This is a genomic window from Porphyrobacter sp. THAI-01a (assembly GCF_056868655.1).
In genome coordinates, this window is record NZ_CP180579.1 from 844,292 (window position 1) to 861,333 (window position 17,042).

The 17,042-nt window shown below is 70.6% G+C and carries 8 protein-coding genes; 3 read left to right on the forward strand and 5 right to left on the reverse strand.

Annotated features, from left to right (window positions below; genetic code table 11):
• The first annotated feature begins 103 nt into the window (after positions 1-103).
• The 3 genes from ACMX37_RS04115 (at position 104) to ACMX37_RS04125 (ending at position 11,375) form a co-directional block, all read left to right on the forward strand.
• A complete protein-coding gene (locus ACMX37_RS04115; protein WP_483147641.1) occupies positions 104-7,579 on the forward strand; it encodes a beta strand repeat-containing protein in 7,476 nt (2,491 codons plus the stop codon).
• Complete coding sequence (locus ACMX37_RS04120) at positions 7,576-10,032, forward strand: autotransporter outer membrane beta-barrel domain-containing protein (RefSeq protein ID WP_483147642.1); 2,457 nt, start codon at positions 7,576-7,578, stop codon at positions 10,030-10,032. The genes ACMX37_RS04115 and ACMX37_RS04120 overlap by 4 nt, the downstream gene beginning before the upstream one ends.
• Positions 10,033-10,280: 248 nt before the next feature.
• Positions 10,281-11,375 (forward strand): phytanoyl-CoA dioxygenase family protein, encoded by a 1,095-nt coding sequence (locus ACMX37_RS04125; protein ID WP_483147643.1) that lies wholly within the window; start codon positions 10,281-10,283, stop codon positions 11,373-11,375.
• A 30-nt stretch (positions 11,376-11,405) separates the two neighbouring features.
• Here the strand turns inward: ACMX37_RS04125 and ACMX37_RS04130 are convergent, their stop codons facing one another.
• The 5 genes from ACMX37_RS04130 to ACMX37_RS04150 form a co-directional block, all read right to left on the reverse strand.
• Positions 11,406-11,567, reverse strand: a complete 162-nt coding sequence (locus ACMX37_RS04130; protein ID WP_483147644.1) for a hypothetical protein — start codon at positions 11,565-11,567, stop codon at positions 11,406-11,408.
• Positions 11,568-11,583: 16 nt separating this feature from the next.
• Complete coding sequence (gene bchO, locus ACMX37_RS04135; RefSeq protein ID WP_483147645.1) at positions 11,584-12,456, reverse strand: alpha/beta fold hydrolase BchO; 873 nt, start codon at positions 12,454-12,456, stop codon at positions 11,584-11,586.
• Positions 12,453-14,153 carry a magnesium chelatase subunit D gene (locus ACMX37_RS04140; protein ID WP_483147646.1) on the reverse strand — a complete coding sequence of 567 codons (1,701 nt, stop codon included), beginning with the start codon at positions 14,151-14,153 and terminating at the stop codon, positions 12,453-12,455. Before ACMX37_RS04140 ends, bchO begins: the two co-directional genes overlap by 4 nt.
• Positions 14,150-15,151: a magnesium chelatase ATPase subunit I gene (gene bchI, locus ACMX37_RS04145; RefSeq protein ID WP_483147647.1), complete on the reverse strand. Its 1,002-nt coding sequence runs from the start codon at positions 15,149-15,151 to the stop codon at positions 14,150-14,152. Before bchI ends, ACMX37_RS04140 begins: the two co-directional genes overlap by 4 nt.
• Before the next feature lie 211 nt (positions 15,152-15,362).
• Complete coding sequence (locus ACMX37_RS04150) at positions 15,363-17,042, reverse strand: ABC transporter permease (RefSeq protein ID WP_483147648.1); 1,680 nt, start codon at positions 17,040-17,042, stop codon at positions 15,363-15,365.

Consider the following 17,042-nt stretch of genomic DNA (forward strand, 5'->3'; position numbering starts at 1 on the left):
AAGCAGAGGACAAGAGCACGGTTGGAGCCAACTGCAATTTCCTTACTTCCGCTACCGGTTAATCAACGTTACGTTGTTCCCCTGATTGGGTTTGGGGGGAATTATGACCGAATTTTCGACGTGCGGTTTCGCGCGGGGTTCTGCTGTAGTCCGTCACCGGCGCGCGACGCTCCGTCTTCTTTCCTCCACCGCGCTGATTCCCGTTGTCGGTGCGCTGACCCTGACGCCGAGCGCGGCCCATGCGCAGACAAACGACGGGGCGGGTGGTGACGGCGGCATCGCCTTTAGCGCGCCCGGCGGGGCGGGCGGTGCGGCAAACGCGACCGGGCCCGGAGCGAACGGCGGTGCCGGGGGTGCCCAGAGTGGCGTAGTCGGCTCTGGCGGCGGCGGCGGCGGGGCGGGCGAGACAGGCGGAGCGGGAGGCGCGGGTGGCAACGGAGGCCCCGCAGGCGCTGCCGGCGGCACCACGCCCGGCGCGGCAGGGACGAGCGCAGGCGCCAGCCCCGCCGGTCAGGGCGGCAGTGGTGGCGGTGGCGGCGCTCACGGGTTCGTCGGCGCGGCGCTGCCCGTCTCGGCGGTCACCGGCGGCAATGGAGGCAACGGCGGCGTCGCCGGACCTGGCGCAAATAGCGGTGGTGGCGGCGGCGGCGGCGGTTTCGGCGCGGTCGTGACGGGCAATGGCGCGCTCGGGACGATCACTTCCAACGTCACCGGCGGCACGGGCGGCTCGGGTGGTAGTGGCGGACGCGGCGGTTCCGGCGGGAATGGCGGCACGGGCCTCGCCTTCGTCGGCGGCGGCGCGAAAAGCGTCACGATCGGTGCGGGCGTCACGGTGTCGGGCGGCAACGGCGGCGCGGCGGGTGGCGGAGGTATCGCCGGCGCGACGGGCAGGGGTGGCTCGGGCATCGTCGGGAGCAACCTCACGCTCGCCAACTTCGGCACGATCGTCGGCGGGACGGGGTCGGTCAACGGCAACGCGCTGACCCTTTCGGTTCTGAACACCATCACCAACATCGGCACGCTGGTTGGCGGGATCGAGATCGTCTCGGGCACGACGACCTTCGACTTCGCCAACACGCAGACCCTGGCCAGCAACGTCTCGGGCGGGGGTCGCCTGGCGAAAGCGGGGTCCGGCACGCTGATCCTCACCGGCAACAACACCTATACCGGCTTCACCATCATCGATGCGGGCACATTGCAGATCGGCGATGGCGGGACCAGCGGGACGCTTGGCGGCTTCACCGTGACGAACAACGCCGCGCTGGCGTTCAACCGGTCGGACGCGTTTACGGTCAGCAACATCATCAGCGGCACGGGTTCGCTCACCAAACTCGGCGCGGGCGCGCTGACACTGTCGGGAGGCAACACCTACACCGGTGCGACGACAGTATCGGAAGGCACGCTGATTGTCGCCAGCAACGATGCGCTCGGCAGCGCCGCTGCGGGAACGACGGTCATGGGTGGTGCGACGCTGGCGCTCCAGGGCGACCTCCTGATTGCGGAGTCCCTGATCCTCAACGGCAACGGCGTCCTGAATGGCGGCGCGCTCCGCAGCCTGACCGGCTTCAACGACCTGACCGGCCCGATCACGCTGGGCAGCGCGACGCGCATTATGGCCGATGCCGGTTCGCAGCTGAATATCTTCGGCGCCGTCACCGGCACGAACGTGAACCTCACCCTCGGCGGTGCCGGGATCAACAACATCATCGGCAACATCGCCACCGGGACGGGCGGCCTCGTCAAGGACGGCACGGGCACCGCGACCTTGCAGGGTAACAACACCTTCACGGGCGATGTCGTCGTGAACGCGGGGGAGCTCCAGCTCAACAACAGCAATGCGCTCGCCGACACGGTGCTTCTGACCGTCAACGCGCCGGGCCAGGTCGCGATCTTCACCTCGGAGCGGGTCGGCAACATCACCGGCGACGGCAATATCCTGCTCAACGGCGGCACAACGTTGACCGCGGGCGACGCGAGCAATCGCACCTTCGCCGGCGGCATCTTCGAGTTCCTCGGCACGGGCGGCTTCACCAAGGCCGGCACCGGAACCCTGACGCTGACAGGCACCAACACCTACACCGGCACGACGACGATCAGCGCGGGCACCTTGCAGATCGGCAACGGGGGGACCACCGGCTCGCTGGGCAGCGGCAATGTCGTGAACAACGCTGCGCTGGTGTTCAACCGCTCGAACGACCTGACGGTCGGCAACATCATCAGCGGCACGGGCAGCCTGACGAAGCGCGGGGGCGGCACGCTCACCCTCACCGGCACCAACACCTATGGCGGCGCGACCCGCATCGAAAGCGGCACGCTGGCGCTGGGGGCGAACAACGTCCTGCCCGATGCCTCGTCGCTGCAGATCGCAGGCGGCACGCTCGCGCTGGTCGGCTTCACCGACACCGTGGCGAGCGTCGACTTCTCGGCGGGCGGGATCACCGGCAACACCGGCAGCGCGCTCGACGTGACCGGCAACTACATCCAGACGGGCGGAACGCTGGGCGCCGGCGCCACGGTGAACGTGGGAACGGGAGGGGTGATCCGCCTCTCCGGCGCGACCATCGCGGGCACGCTCACCGGGGCCCGCAATCAGTTAGTGACCCCAGATGCGATCATCCAGGGCGACGAGGTGCGCGTCACCGGGTCGCTGGTGCTGTCGGGCACTCTGGCGGTCGGCGACACGCAAAATGCCGAGCTCGCCATCACCTCGGGCGGTCTCGTGCGCAGCTTGATCGGCGATATCGGGCGCAGCGCGGGCTCGATCGGCGGCGTTTCGGTCAGCGGCAGTGGCAGCCGCTGGGAGAGCACTTTCCATATCGATGTCGGCATCGGCGGAACGGGTTCCCTGACGATTGCAGACGGGGGTTACGTCAGCTCGGACTCCTTCTCGCTGATCGGCGTGCAGGCAGGCTCCTCGGGCAACGTCCTGATCACGGGCGCCGGGAGCATCTGGGAGAACGCCGAGGTCGCCGTCGTCGGCTTCCAGGGCGAGGGAACCATGACCCTCGCCGACGGCGGCACGAAGGTCGCCGACGAGCTCAGGATCGCCCAGGAAGCCGGCAGCAGGGGCACGCTGATCTTCGGTGCGGCGGAGGGCAGCCCGGCGGTTGCCGCGGGGGTGCTGGACGCGCCCACCATCACCTTCGGCGCCGGCACCGGTCAGATCGTCTTCAACCACACGTCCTCCGATTTCACGCTGGCCTCGAACATCGTGGACAACGGCACGCTGCGGCAGATCGCGGGGACCACGACGTTGTCGGGCGCGAGCGGCGGCTTCACCGGCACGACCGAGCTCACCGGCGGGATCCTGCGGGTGACCGGGACGCTGGGCGGCAGCGTGACCGTGACCGGCGGCACGCTCGGAGGCACGGGGACGCTCACCGGGGCGGTGACGATCGGCGCCGGGGGCTCGCTGGCCGCGGGTCTCAGCCCGGGGACCATGACCATCGCCTCGCTCGATCTTGACGCGGGTTCGAACACGATCTTCGAGCTTGGCGAGGCGGGCGTCGTCGGCGGGCCGAACAACGACCTCATCCGGGTGACCGGCAACCTTGCCCTGAACGGCGGCACGATCAGCATCGTTCAGGGTGCGGGCTTCTCTGCGGGGCAATACACCCTGTTCGAGTTCGGCTCGCTCACCGGGGCGCTCGGCAATCTGACGCTCAACCCGCTGGGCGGCGGGTTCGCCGGAATCCTGGCGCTCGGCGCCAACGCGGTGCTGATGAATGTCGCAGGCGCTGCCGATCAGGTGCACTGGAACGGTTCGACCTTCGCCCCGACCGGCGCGATCGTCGGCGGCAGCGGGACCTGGGACCTCACGAGCGGCAATTTCAGCAACGCCGCCGGCACGGTCAGCGGGCCGTGGGCGGGCAACGGCGCGCTGGCGGTCTTCGGCGGCGCTGCGGGCGGCACCGTCACGATTGCAGCCGACACCGTGCTGTCGCCTTCGGGCCTCCGCTTCGAGACCGATGGCTACCTCATCGCCGGAGCCAACGCGGGCTCGGGCCTGGCCCTTGCCGGGCCGACCGGGATCGAGACGACCGCCGGCGTCGGCGCGACGATCGCCGTCGGGATCTCGGGCGCAGGATCGCTGACCAAGACCGGCGCGGGGACCCTGACGCTGACGGGTGCCAACACCTATGCGGGCGACACCAGCATCCTCGGCGGCACGCTGCAGGTCGGCGATGGCGGGACGAGCGGAACGCTGGGCGGCGGGAATGTGCTGAACGACGGCGCACTGGTGTTCAACCGTGCCAACGACATCACGGTTGCGAACGTCATCAGCGGCAGCGGCACGCTGACGAAGCTGGGCGCGGGCGAGCTGACGCTGTCGGGCGCGAACACCTATGGCGGGCTGACCACGGTCTCGGTCGGCACGCTGACGGTTGCGAATGGCAGCGCGCTCGGCAGCACCGCCGCGGGGACGGTCGTCGCCAACGGAGCGACGCTGGCGATCCGGGGGCTGCTGGTCGTCGACGAGGCGATCACGCTCAATGGCAGCGGCGTCGGCGGGGGCGGCGCCCTGCGAGGCGTGCCGACAGGACCCGCGGGCAACGAGACATCCCAACTGCGGGGCCTGATCACGCTCGCCAGCGATGCGACGATCTCGGTCGTTGACCGGATGGGGCTGATCTTCACCGGTCCCGGCATTCAGGGCACCGGCACGCAGGTGCTGACCTTCGCCAGCGAAGGCACCGGCAATTCCACCATCCGCGCGCTGAGCGCGATTTCGAACATCGCCGGCCTCGTCAAGAATGGTCCGGGCCTGCTCGAACTCAACGCCGTCAACACCTTCACCGGGCCGTTCACGATCAACGGCGGCGATGTCAACCTGGTGGGCGGATCGGCGCTGGCGGATTCGGTCGCGGTGAGCATGGCCGCGGGCACGCGGCTGGCCGTGAGCACATCGGAGACCATCGGATCGCTCGCCGGGACGGGCAGCGTTTTGCTGGGCGCGAATGAGCTCACGCTGGGCGGCAACAATGCCTCGACGAGCTTTGCAGGCGTCATCAGCGGCACCAATGGACGCCTGACCAAGGTCGGCACCGGAACGTTCACGCTGAGCGGGGTGAACAGCTTCACCGGGCTGACCATGGTGAGCGCGGGGACGCTGGCGCTCGGCGCGGGCGGGTCGCTGGCGGGCACGGTGCTCAACAACGCGACCCTCACCAACGCCGGGACCATCAACGGGCTGGTGACCAACAACGGTGCTCTCGCCTCGACCGGCGCGCTGGGCGGCGGTCTGGCGAACGCAGGCGGGGCGACGGCGCAGATCGCCGGCGTCGTGAGCGGCGCGGTGAGCAACGGCGGCACCATCACCCTGACCGGCGCGACCACCGGGATCGGGGCCGTGACGCAGACGGCGGGCGGGGTGTTCGACCTGGCGGGCAACAGCACCACCATCGGCAGCCTTGCGGGCGACGGTGCGGTGCAGCTGGGCAGCGGGACGCTGACCACGGGCGGCGACAATGCGAGCACCGCCTTTGCGGGGGTGATCTCGGGCAGCGGCGGGCTGACGAAGACCGGCAGCGGCACGTTCACCCTGAGCGGGATGAACAGCTTCACCGGCCTCACCACGGTGAGCGCGGGGACGCTGGCGATCGGCGCGAGCGGGGCGCTGGCGGGCGGGGCGAGCAACGCCGCGACGCTTACCAACGCCGGGACCATCGCGGGGGCCGTGAGCAACACCGGCAGCCTGAGCAACACCGGCGCCATCGGCGGCCTCGTGACCAACGGCGGCACGCTGGTCTCGACCGGCACGCTGGGCGGCGGTCTGGCGAACGCAGGCGGGGCGACGGCGCAGATCAGCGGCGTGCTTGCGGGCGCAGTCGGCAACAGCGGGACAATTGCGCTCACGGGCGCGACCTCGGGCGGTGCGGCGCTGACGCAGAGTGTGACCGGCACGCTCGACCTCGCTGGCAACAGCCTCGAACTGGGCAGCCTTGCGGGCGACGGTTCGGTGCAGCTGGGCAGCGGGACGCTGACCACGGGGGGCGACAACAGCTCCACCACCTTCGCGGGGGTGATCTCGGGGGGCGGCGGACTGGTCAAGACCGGCAGCGGCACGTTCACGCTGAGCGGGGTGAACACCTTCACCGGCCTCACCACGGTGAGCGCGGGGACGCTGGCGATCGGCGCGAGCGGATCGCTGTCGGGTGCGATCCTCAACAATACGACCCTCGCCAACGCGGGCAGCATCACGGGCGCGGTGACCAACACGGCCGTGTTCTCGAACGCCGGCAGCGTGGCCGGGCTGGTGACCAGCAGCGGCACGCTCACCAACAGCGGCACTCTCGGCGGCGGGCTGGCCAACCTCGCGGGCGGCAACGCCAGTAACACCGGCAGCATCGCAGGCGGCGTGACCAATGCGGGCAGCCTTGCCAACAGCGGCACCATCGGCGGCCTCGTGACCAACGGCGGCACGCTGGTCTCGACCGGCACGCTGGGCGGCGGTCTGGTCAATGCGGCCGGAGCGACGGCGCAGATCAGCGGCGTCGTGAGCGGCGCGGTCGGCAATGGCGGCACCATCACCCTGACCGGCACGACCACCGGGATCACCGGGCTGATGCAGGTTGCAGGTGGCCGCTTCGATCTGGCCGGCTTCGCCACGACCCTCGGCGGGCTGTCGGGCGAAGGTGCCGTGGTGCTCGGCAGCGGCGATCTGACCGTCGACACCGCTGCGAGCAGCACCCGCTTTGCCGGGGTGATCTCGGGCAGCGGTGGCTTGATCAAGCGCGGCGCACAGACCCTTGCGCTCGCAGGCGCGAACACTTTCACCGGCCTCGTCACCGTCAGCGAGGGAACGCTGCTGGTGGAGACGGGCGGATCGCTGGCGGGCGGGGTGCTCAACAACGCCGATCTGGCGATTGGCGGGACGATTGCCGGGCTGGTGACCAACAACGGGACCTTCCTCACCGCAGGGCGGGTGATCGGCGGGCTGGTCAATAACGGCTCGGTCCAGCTCGCAGGCCAGATCGACGGGGCGGTGACCAACAATGGCCGGATCACCAATATCGGCGGTGCCATGCTGCTCGGCCGATTCACTCAGGCGGCGGGCGGAAGTCTGAACCTGTCAGGGTTCAGCAGTTCCCTCGGCAGCCTCGCAGGGGGCGGCACGATCGCGCTCGGGTCGGGCACGCTGTTCGTCGGCGGCGACAACAGCTCCTCGGCCTTCGCGGGGGTGATCTCGGGCAGCGGCGGGCTGGTCAAGACAGGCAGCGGCACTTTCACGCTGGACGGCGTGAACACCTATACCGGCACGACCTTCGTCAACGCCGGGACGCTGGTGGTCGGCAGCGGAGCGGCAATTGTGCCGGCTTCGGCTCCGGCCGTAGCGTCGAGCGAAGCCGTCAGCGGGGACGTCGTCCCTGCGGTCGCGGGGGCTACCTTGCGCCCGGCCCTGTCGGCAGGTGCGAGCGAGCTGTCCGGCGGGCCCGCCCTCGTCACCCTCGGCGGGGACGGCGCCATGACGACGAGCGCCCTGGCGACCGTCGACCTCTCCGCTCCGGCAACCGACTTGATGACGGCCCCGGCCGCAGCCACGGTCGTGCCCGCGAGCGCCCCCTGTCGGCGGCAGTGATCGCCGGCAGCGTCGTCAACAACGCCGTTCTGGTCAACAACGGCACGATCCTCGGCCAGGTGAGCAACGCGGCGGGCGCATCGGCGCGCAACCATGGCGTAATTGCCGGCACCGTTTTCAATGACGGCAGCCTCGTGTCCACCGGCACGCTGGAAAGAGGACTCGTCAACAACGGCACCGCGCAGATCGCCGGCGTTCTCAACGGCGATGTCGTCAACGCGGGCAGCATCGCCCTGACCGGCGCGACCACGGGCATCGCCATCCTCGAGCAGGCCGCAGGTGGCAGCTTCGACCTCGCCGGGTTCGACACCCGCGTCGGCGCGATCAGCGGCGCGGGGGCGATCATCCTCGGCAATGCGCGGCTGACCACCGGGACCGACGGGATCGCCACGCTGTTCGGCGGGGTGATCAGCGGCACCGGCGGGCTGACCAAGGTCGGCACCGGACGGCTCGTCCTGACCGGGACCAACACCTACACCGGCGGAACGACCATCAGCGGCGGCGTGCTGCAACTGGGCAATGGCGGAGCAACCGGTGCGATTGCCGGACCGGTGGTCAACAACGGGGCGCTGGTCATCAACCGGAGCGACGCCTTTACCCTCGCCAACGTGATCAGCGGCACGGGGATCTTCGTGCAGGACGGCACCGGCACCACCACGCTGACGGGCGCAAACACCTACAGCGGCGGAACGCTGGTCAACCGTGGCCGGCTGGTCGGCAACACCGTCTCCCTCCAGGGCCTGATCGAGAACAACGCTGCGCTCGAATTCGCCCAGACCTCGGCCGGCACCTTCGCCGGTTCGCTGGTCGGGACCGGCGTGTTCGACAAGACAGGGGCGGGCCTGCTGACCCTCACCGGGAACAGCAACGGCTTCACCGGCGGCACCTTCGTGCGCGCGGGCGAGCTGCGCGTGGCGGGCGGGCTTGCCGGCTCGCGCCTCACCGTGCTCTCGGGTGCGACCCTGTCGGGCAGCGGCACCATCGGCGGGCTGACCGCGAACAGCGGCAGCATCATCGCCCCCGGCGCGGACGGGCCGGGCGTGCTCGGGGTGAACGGCGCGGTCAACCTGCAGGCGGGCAGCACCCTCCAGCTCCAGATCCGCGCGGGCGGGCTGTCCGACGCGATCGTGAGCAACGGCGCGGCGAGCCTCGGCGGGACGGCGGCCTTCACCAATCTCGGCGGGGTCTATGCCTTCAACTCCGAGATCGTGCTGCTCCAGGCCGATGGCGGGCGCACCGGCACCTTCGACGCCGCCACCGGGTTTGCCGGCTTCGGGATCCTCTACCGGCCCGAACTGGTCTACACCGCCACCCAGGCGCGGCTCCGCATGGCGCCCAACCTGCTGGCGAAAATCGTCGGCAACACGCCCCTCACCGCCAACCAGCGTTCGGTCGTCAGCCGCATCGACGGCGCGGTGACCGCGGGCTACAATCCGCAGCCGCTGTTCAACGTCTATGCCTTGCCTACGGCGCAGCTGCCGGGGGCCTTCGACCAGCTTTCCGGCGAGATCTACGCGACCGCTGCCGGGGTGGGGATCGAGCAGGAGCGGCTCGTGCGCGAAGCGGTGCTGGGGCGCGTCAATACGCTTGCCATGGCGGCCCGCAGCGCGCCGGAAGCGGGGCAGGGCGCGGGCGCCTGGGCGCAGCTGTTCGGCGGCTGGGGCGACGGCGATGGCGACGGCAACGCCGCCCGCTTTGAAGCCGACCGGATGGGCTTTGCCACCGGCATCGACTTCGGCAATGCCAACGAGAACGGCAGCTGGCGCGCGGGCCTGTTCGGGCTGCGGATCCAGAGCGATGTCACCATCGACGCGCGCGGATCGAGCGCCGAGGTCCAGCAGTCGGGAGGCGGGGCCTACGCCGCGATCAGCACCGGCGGCCTGACCGCGACGGTCGGCGGCTATCTGGCCGAGGTCGATCTCAGGGCGTTCCGCAGCATCGCCCTGCCCGGATTTGCCGAGGACAATGTCGGGACCACCGAAGGCAGGGGCCGTCAGGCCTTCGCCGAGCTGTCCTACACGCTGACCGCCGGCAAGAGCCAGTTCCGTCCCTTCGTGGGCGGGGCGATCGGATCGTTCCGGCTGGATGCGCTGACCGAAAGGGGCGGAGCGGCCGCGCTGGCCATGACCCGGCAGCGTTATTCGACCGGCTCGGTCACCGCCGGGGTCGATGCGATGGTGCCGGTCGGCAAGCGGCTGGACCTGCTCGGCACGCTGGCGGGCCGTGCACAGCTGGGCGACCGCGATCCCCGGGCACAACTCGCTCTCGCCGCGGCCCCGCAGCAGGGCTTCGCGATCGAGGGCGTGCAGCTCGACAAGTTCGCGCTTGCCGCGCGGCTCGAGGCGAGGCTGAAGCTCGAGGACAACCTCGAGATTTCGGCCGGCTACAACGGTCTGATCGGCAGCACCATCACCGACCACGGTGCACGCGCGACGGTCCAGGTTAGGTTCTGAAGCAGCCGACTGAGGGGCAGGGCGGGTTCCGCCTTGCCCTGTCGGCTGCCGCAGCGGAAGGACCAGGCGCGGTGGCCCCGGCATGGGAAGCCGCCGCGCCCGTTTTGCCTTGTAGTTAACCCGATGGTGAAGTTTCCGCGCCAAGATTGTGCTGCGGCTTCGTCCCCTCATGCTCTGCCACACCAGGACCTGACGACAATCGGCAGACCACTTGCGGGAAATGCCGGATGTTTACGGGGCAGACGGGCATGATCGGACTGACAATCTCCAACGACACGTCGCTTTTCGAGGTGCCCGCCGTGCTCGACGCGGACGGCAAGCTGTCGGATCATTGCACCCGCGAAGCCGTCGACAGGATCGATACCTACGGCTTCGTCATCCTCACTGATCTTCTGTCGAACGAGGAGGCCGGTGCCGCGCTCGACATGGTCCGTCAGGCCGCCGACGACCCCGAGCGCAACCTGTGCACCTTCGCCAGCGAAACCGACAACCGCTACAAGCGCCGGGATTTCTGCTCGCTGCCCTCCACGCCGTTTCTCAACAGCTTCGCCGGCACCCTGTGCCAGCGGCTCGAGGGCGTGATCTCGGAATATTGCCGCCCGTCCCACCGGCTGCTCGAAGCGGTCACCCTGACCAGCTACCTGGGCTCGTCGCACCAGTATTTCCACCGTGACCCGCCCAACGTGCTCAGCTTCTTCGCGGCCTTCGAGGATGTCTCGGAAGACCAGGGCGGGACCGTGTTCGTGCCGGGCACCCACAAGTATGCCGGCGTCGAAAAACGGCATGGCGGCTTTGGCCTCGAGCTGATGGACCTGTTCATGGTCTGGTCGAACATCCACGTCTTCCGCCACAATTTCCGGAAGTTGCGGGACATGCGCAAGGGCCGGGGCGGGTCCCTGGCGCCCGGCGAGTTCCGCGACCGGGTGTTCTCGACCAAGTGGGACGAATACCAGCCCAATATCCTGCGCTTCCTGACGAACCGGAACACGCATCTGAGCCTCGGCACCTTCGGACCGCGCACCTTGCGCGATCTCTATCGCCACCGTGCCGCCATCAGGGACAATTTCCACATCGTGCGGACCGCGCCGCGCAAGGGGACGGTCATCGTGTTCCGCAGCGACACGATCCATGCCGGACCAGACAACCGCTCGCCGAACCCCCGGCGTCTCTACGGCATGAGCATTGCGCGCGACATCATCGATCCCGAGCACCTGTTCGACGGCTATTCGCCGCATCCCTCGCTGGTCGCGCAGCCCGTGACCTTCGGCGATCTGCTGAATTCCCCGCCTCTCGAAGTGGCGTCGAAGGTCGAGCCCGCCTTGGAGCACACGCCCGCGGAGTGATCGCGCCGCCGCGAAAGCCTTGGCGGGGCGTCAGGCAGGCGGCGGCGCTTTATCCTGCTCGGCCGCCTCGCGCGCGGCCTTCTCGGCACGGGTGCGCTTGAGCTTGCGGTCCATCGCGATCCACTGCCACGCGCCGAAGCCGATCGCGAGGCCGTAGAACAGCACGATCTCGATCCAGCCGAAATTGCCCATCGCGCCGCTCCTGTTGCTATTCTCGGCCCGCGAGGAAGGCGGCGATCCGGGCTGCGGCCTCGCCGGGGGCTTCCTCATGGGCCAAATGGCCGAGGCCGGGGAGAAGTTCCAGCCGGGCATCGGGCAGCCAGCCGGCGGCATCGCGCGCCCAGTCGGGCGGGATCGCGGGGTCGTTGGCGCCATGCACCAGCAGCACGGGATTGCGGACGTCTCCCATCCGTTCGCGCAGGGCGGGCAGGTCCCAGTTCGCCATCATTGCCAACGCGCCTCCGGCATGGCCGGGGTGCTTGAGCAGGGTGCGGTAACAGGCCAGCCCCGCCGGATCGATCCGCGAATGGGTCGAGCGCCACAGGAACCGTCCCGCGCCCCCCGTCAGATCGACAGTGCCGGCAAAGATGCGCGGCACCAGCGGGTTGATGAACAGCGCCTTGGCGACGGCGGGAAAGATCTGGGCGAAGGGCCCGGGGAAGGGCCGCAGCGCCGCGCTGAGGCCGACGATCGGCCCGCCATAGCCGTGATCGAGCCCGAGCTGGAGCGCGATCGCCGTCCCCGCCGAATGGCCGACGATCGCCTCGGGCGCGATCTCCAGCGCCTCAAGCAGCCGCGCGACCTCGCGCGCCATCGCTGGCAGGCTCATGGCATAGGCATCGTGGCCGGTGGTGAAGGCATGGCGCGGCAGGTCGGGGGCGATCACGGTGTAATCCGACGCCAGCAGCGGCATCAGCCCGCGCCACGAATGGACCGAGGCACCCGTGCCGTGGAGCAGCAGCAGCGGCGGGCCGGAGCCCATGCGTTGCACGTGCCAGCGGGTGCGCCCGACCTCGACGAAGGAACTCGCCTCGCGGTGCGGCCAGATCAGGCCCTCGGCATTCCAATCGAGCGCGCTCATGCCGCCTTGCCGACCGGCTGGACGGCGTTGATCGCCGCCTGCAGCATCCGCGCATCGGCGCGGGGCAGGGCGAGGAAGCGGCCGCCGAGCGCCTTGGCGAGGGTCGCGCCTTCGGGGCCGGGGCGGGCGGAGATGTCGACCACCAGCGCGTCGATCCCGCGCGCCGCGATGGCCTTGGCGGCGGCCTCGGCATCGGCGGCGGCCTGCGCACGACCGGGCGAGCCGTCGGCGGCGATGTTGGCGCGGCCATCGGTCAGGATCACCAGCGCGGCGCTGCGCCCGCGGGCGATCACGGCCTCGGCCACCTCGCGCGCGGCGTTGAGACCCAGCGCGAGCGGCGTTCCGCCCCCGCCGGGCAGTTCGGCAAGCGTGCGCCGGGCGCGGGTGAGCGAGCGGGTGGGGGGCAGGAGCAGCTCGGCACTCGTGCCCCGGAAGGCCACCAGTGCGACCTCCGAGCGGGTGACATAGGCCTGCGCCAGCATCAGCTCGACCGCGCCCTTGGCCTCGGCCAGCCGCGCCGCCGCCGCCGAGCCGCTGGCGTCGACCGCGAAGATCGTCACGCGGGCCGCGCGCTCCTCGAAGCGGCGGATGCGCAGGTCTTCCTTGCGCATGATGATGGGGCCAGAGGATGGGCGGGCAGCGTCGCCGCCTTGTTCCTTCCGCCTGACGGCCTGCCACGGCACGGCGGCGCGCAGGGAATCGATCAGCGCCAGCTTCGCGCCCCCGCGCGGCATCCCGGCCCGTGCGCCGAGCGGCTTGCCGCGCGTCGCCGCCTTGCGCTTCTGCCCGGTGCCGCTGGAAGACGCGCGGCGCGGGGCTTTGCCTTGCGCGAGTTGCTCGAGCAGCCCGGCAGGGATCGCAGCCTTCGCGGCTTCGACGAGAATTTCGGAGAGATCGGGCTCTTGCTGCTGCCGGTCGCTGTCGGAGGGGTCGTCCTGCTGCCCGTCGGGCGGCGGGGGCGGGGGGTCTTCGGGCGGGACGTCCTGTTCCCGAGGCGGCAGGCGAGTCGCGCGCGGGGCGAGGACGAGGCGGACGGCACCGGCGAGGTCGGCCTTGTCCACCGTCTCGCGCTCCGCGAGCGCAGCAAGCCCGCGGGCGGCCTCGGTGGCGAAGACGAGAGCGCGAAGGCTGTCGACACCCAGCGCCTCGGCGGTCGCCGCCAGCGCCCTGAGGTCGGCATCATCGAGTGGCCTCACCGCCGCGAGGCTCCCCCGGGCAGGCTCCAGCGTCACCCCCTGCCAGCGGCGCGAGGCGGCAAGGTCGCAGGGGAAGGCGAGGCGTTCGGTGAGGCTTGCCGGAGGGGCTTCGTCGGGCTCGGCGGCATCGTCGAGCAGGACGAGCGCCGTCCTGCCTTCATCGAGCGCCTGGGCGAGCCGGCCGGCGACGCCCGTGTCCATCCGCTCGGCCATTCCGGCGATCAGCGCCCCGCCGCGCGCCTCCTCGATCAGGCCGGTCTGGCGGACCGGCTTTCCGGCCGCGAGGCTGGCGGCCAGATCGATCCCGCCCAGCAGCCGTTCGTCATCGACATGGCCGGGCAGGCGGCGCAGCGGCACGGCCTCGGCGAGGGCGGCAACCAGCGCCTCGCGTGTCGGGCCGGGGCCGCGCAGGACAAGGCCCTTGAAGGTCGCGGGGGCCAGAGCGAAGAGCCGCGCCGCCAGCACCGCATCGTCGAGCGGATCGGCGGGTTCGGCGATCATCCGAACAGCTCGGCAATCGCCCGGGTGATGCGCACGGTGGAGCCGGTCTCGTCGAGCACGTCGCGGCGCAGCCGGTGCCTGAGCGCGGAGGGCGCGATCGCGACGAGGTGCTTGCGGGTGACGCTCTTCGCACCCTCCAGCGCCGCCAGCGCACGGGCGGCGCGCATCAGGGTGAGCTCGCCGCGCAGGCCGTCCGCGCCCACCGCAAGGCACAGGTTCGCCGCATCGCGCAGAACGTCTTCGCCGGGGGTGAGCTTGGGAAGCCGCGTCTTGCCCTTGGCGACGCGCTTGAGGATGGCCTCGTCCGCCTCCGCCCAGCGTGCGGCGAAGCCTTGCGGGTCGGCCTCGTTCTCGGCGACCAGCTTCATGATCGCGATGCGGGTCTCGATGTCCTTGGGGGTGCGCACTTCGACCGACAGGCCGAAGCGGTCGAGCAGTTGCGGGCGCAGCTCGCCCTCTTCCGGGTTGCCGCTGCCGATCAGCACGAACTTGGCAGGGTGGCGTACCGACAGCCCCTCGCGCTCAACTACGTTCTCGCCCGAGGCGGCGACATCGAGCAGGAGGTCGACGAGGTGATCCTCGAGCAGGTTGATCTCGTCGATGTAGAGGAACCCGCGATGGGCTTTCGCGAGCAGCCCCGGCTCGAACGCCTTCTCGCCCGACCGCAGCGCCCTTTCGAGATCGAGGCTGCCGATCACCCGGTCCTCGGTCGCGCCCAGCGGCATGTCGACGAAGGGGACGGGGCGCTTGATCAGCTTGCCCTGCCCGCAGACGTCCGGGTAGCGTGCCTGATCCTCCTTCGAGGCGCCGTAGGGGCAGCCCTCCGCCGCCATGATCGGCGGCAGCAGCCCGGCGAGGGCGCGGGCGGCGGTGCTCTTGCCCGTGCCCCGATCGCCGAACACCATCACCCCCCCGATGCTGGGGTCGACCGCCGCGATCAGCAGCGCCTGTTTCATCTCGTCCTGGCCGACGATCGCGGAGAAGGGAAAGCGTGCCATGTGGCTCACCTTGTGAACCTTCGCGAAGGTTTGGACAAGTCCGGTGACAAGCTGGCTGGACAGTTTTGTTTTCGATCGCGCTGATGCGCGATGCAGACCGCCCGCCCCGCCTCCCCACCCGGCCACCATAGCCTGATGGTATCATTGGTGGCCGGGTGGGGAGGCGGGGCGGGCGGTCTGCGCCACCAAAGGTGGCACGCAAACGAAGGTGCTAGCGCTTCCCCAGCCGGTTCAGCACCAGCACCGGCAGCAGCCCCGCCGCAAGCAGGATCAGCGCCGGGATCGCCGCCTCCACCAATCGCTCGTCGCTGGCGAGCCGGTAGGTGCGGGTGGCGAGGGTCTCGAGATTGAAGGGGCGCAGGATCAGCGTCGCGGGCAGTTCGCGCAGGGTGTCGATGAACACAAGCGCCGCCGCGCCCGCGAGGCTGGGGGCGAGGAGCGGGGCATAGATGCGCGCCAGCACCCGCGAAGGGCCTGCGCCGAGGCTCCTTGCGGCGGCATCCAGGCCGGGAGGGATGCGCGCGAGGCCGCCGCTGACGGTGTTGTAGGCGACCGTCAGGAACCGCACCGAGAGGGCAAAGACCAGCATGGCGCTCGTTCCCGTCAGCAGCAGGCCCCCGCTCCAGCCGAGGCTGTCTCGCGCGAACCGGGTCAGGCTCACGTCGAACCCGCCCAGCGGCGCGAGCAGGCCGACCGCGAGCAGCGCGCCGGGGAGGGCATAGCCGAGCGTCGCCAGCCGGATCGCCCCCGCCGCCGCGCGCGATGCCGAGCGGGCGCGAGCGAAGGCGAGCAGCAGGGAGCAGGCAAGGCACAGCAGCGCGGTTGCAAGCCCCAGCCACAGGCTCCCCCTCAGGTAGGTCGGGAGATCCCCGGCTGCGGCCCGCGCGGTATCGCTCATGGCGAGGTTGGCGAGCCAGGCAGCGGGCACCACGAAGCCGAGCAGCACCGGCAGGGCGCAGGCGGCGAGCGCCAGCCCCTTGCCGAGCGGGGAGAGCGCAACCAGCGGCTCGGCATCCACGCCCCTTGCGGCGAGCCCGTCGCGGCTGTCGCTGCGCCCGCGCCGGGTGCGCGCCTCCCAAGCGACCAGTGCGATCACGAAGAGCAGCATCACCGCCGCGAGTTTCAGCGCGGCCGCCTTGTCCCCCATCGCCAGCCAACTCCTGAAGATGCCGGTCGAGAAGGTGGGGATGGCAAAGTATTCGGCCACACCGAAGTCCGCGAGCACCTCCATCAGCACCAGCGCGAGGCCGCCCGCGATCGCGGGGCGCGCGGCGGGCAGGGCGACCCGCCAGAAGGCGCGCGACGGGCCCGCGCCGAGGCTGCGCGCGGCGCGGAACTGGGTGAGGCTCTGGGTGGCGAAGGCGGTGCGCGCCAGCAGGTAGACATAGGGGTAGAGCACCAGTCCCAGCACCAGCGCCCCGCCGCCCAGCGAACGGATGTCGGGGAAGGCATAGTCCTCCACTCCCCAGCCGGTCGCGGCCCGCAGCGCGCTCTGCACCGGCCCGGCGTAATCGAGGATGTCGGCATAGACATAGGCGGCGAGATAGGCGGGCAGCGCCAGCGGCAGGACCAGCGCCCAGCCGAGCACGCGGCGCCCAGGAAAGCGCGTCGCGGCGATCAGCCAGGCGCAGCCCGTCCCCGTCACCCCGGCGATCCCGCCCGCCAGCAACATCAGCAAGGCGGTGTTGGCGATGTAGGTCGGAAGGACCGTCGCGGCGAGATCGCCGACCGTCTCGCCCGCTCCGGTGCCGCCGCCCGCCAGCGCCGTCCACAGCACTGCCGCGATCGGCAGCCCGGCGAGCGCGGCGATCGCCAGCGCGGCGAGCGTCCAGCCGGTCCCGTCCGCAGCCCTGCTTGCGGAGTCGGGCGCAATTTGCCTAAGGCGGCTCAC

What these genes read in the sequence shown, in the direction of transcription:
- ACMX37_RS04115 (WP_483147641.1), top strand. Translation starts at nt 104, where the DNA reads ATGACCGAATTTTCGACGTGCGGTTTCGCGCGGGGTTCTGCTGTAGTC.
- bchO (WP_483147645.1), bottom strand. Translation starts at nt 12,456, where the DNA reads ATGAGCGCGCTCGATTGGAATGCCGAGGGCCTGATCTGGCCGCACCGC.
- bchI (WP_483147647.1), bottom strand. Translation starts at nt 15,151, where the DNA reads ATGGCACGCTTTCCCTTCTCCGCGATCGTCGGCCAGGACGAGATGAAA.
- ACMX37_RS04125 (WP_483147643.1), top strand. Translation starts at nt 10,281, where the DNA reads ATGATCGGACTGACAATCTCCAACGACACGTCGCTTTTCGAGGTGCCC.
- ACMX37_RS04130 (WP_483147644.1), bottom strand. Translation starts at nt 11,567, where the DNA reads ATGGGCAATTTCGGCTGGATCGAGATCGTGCTGTTCTACGGCCTCGCG.
- ACMX37_RS04140 (WP_483147646.1), bottom strand. Translation starts at nt 14,153, where the DNA reads ATGATCGCCGAACCCGCCGATCCGCTCGACGATGCGGTGCTGGCGGCG.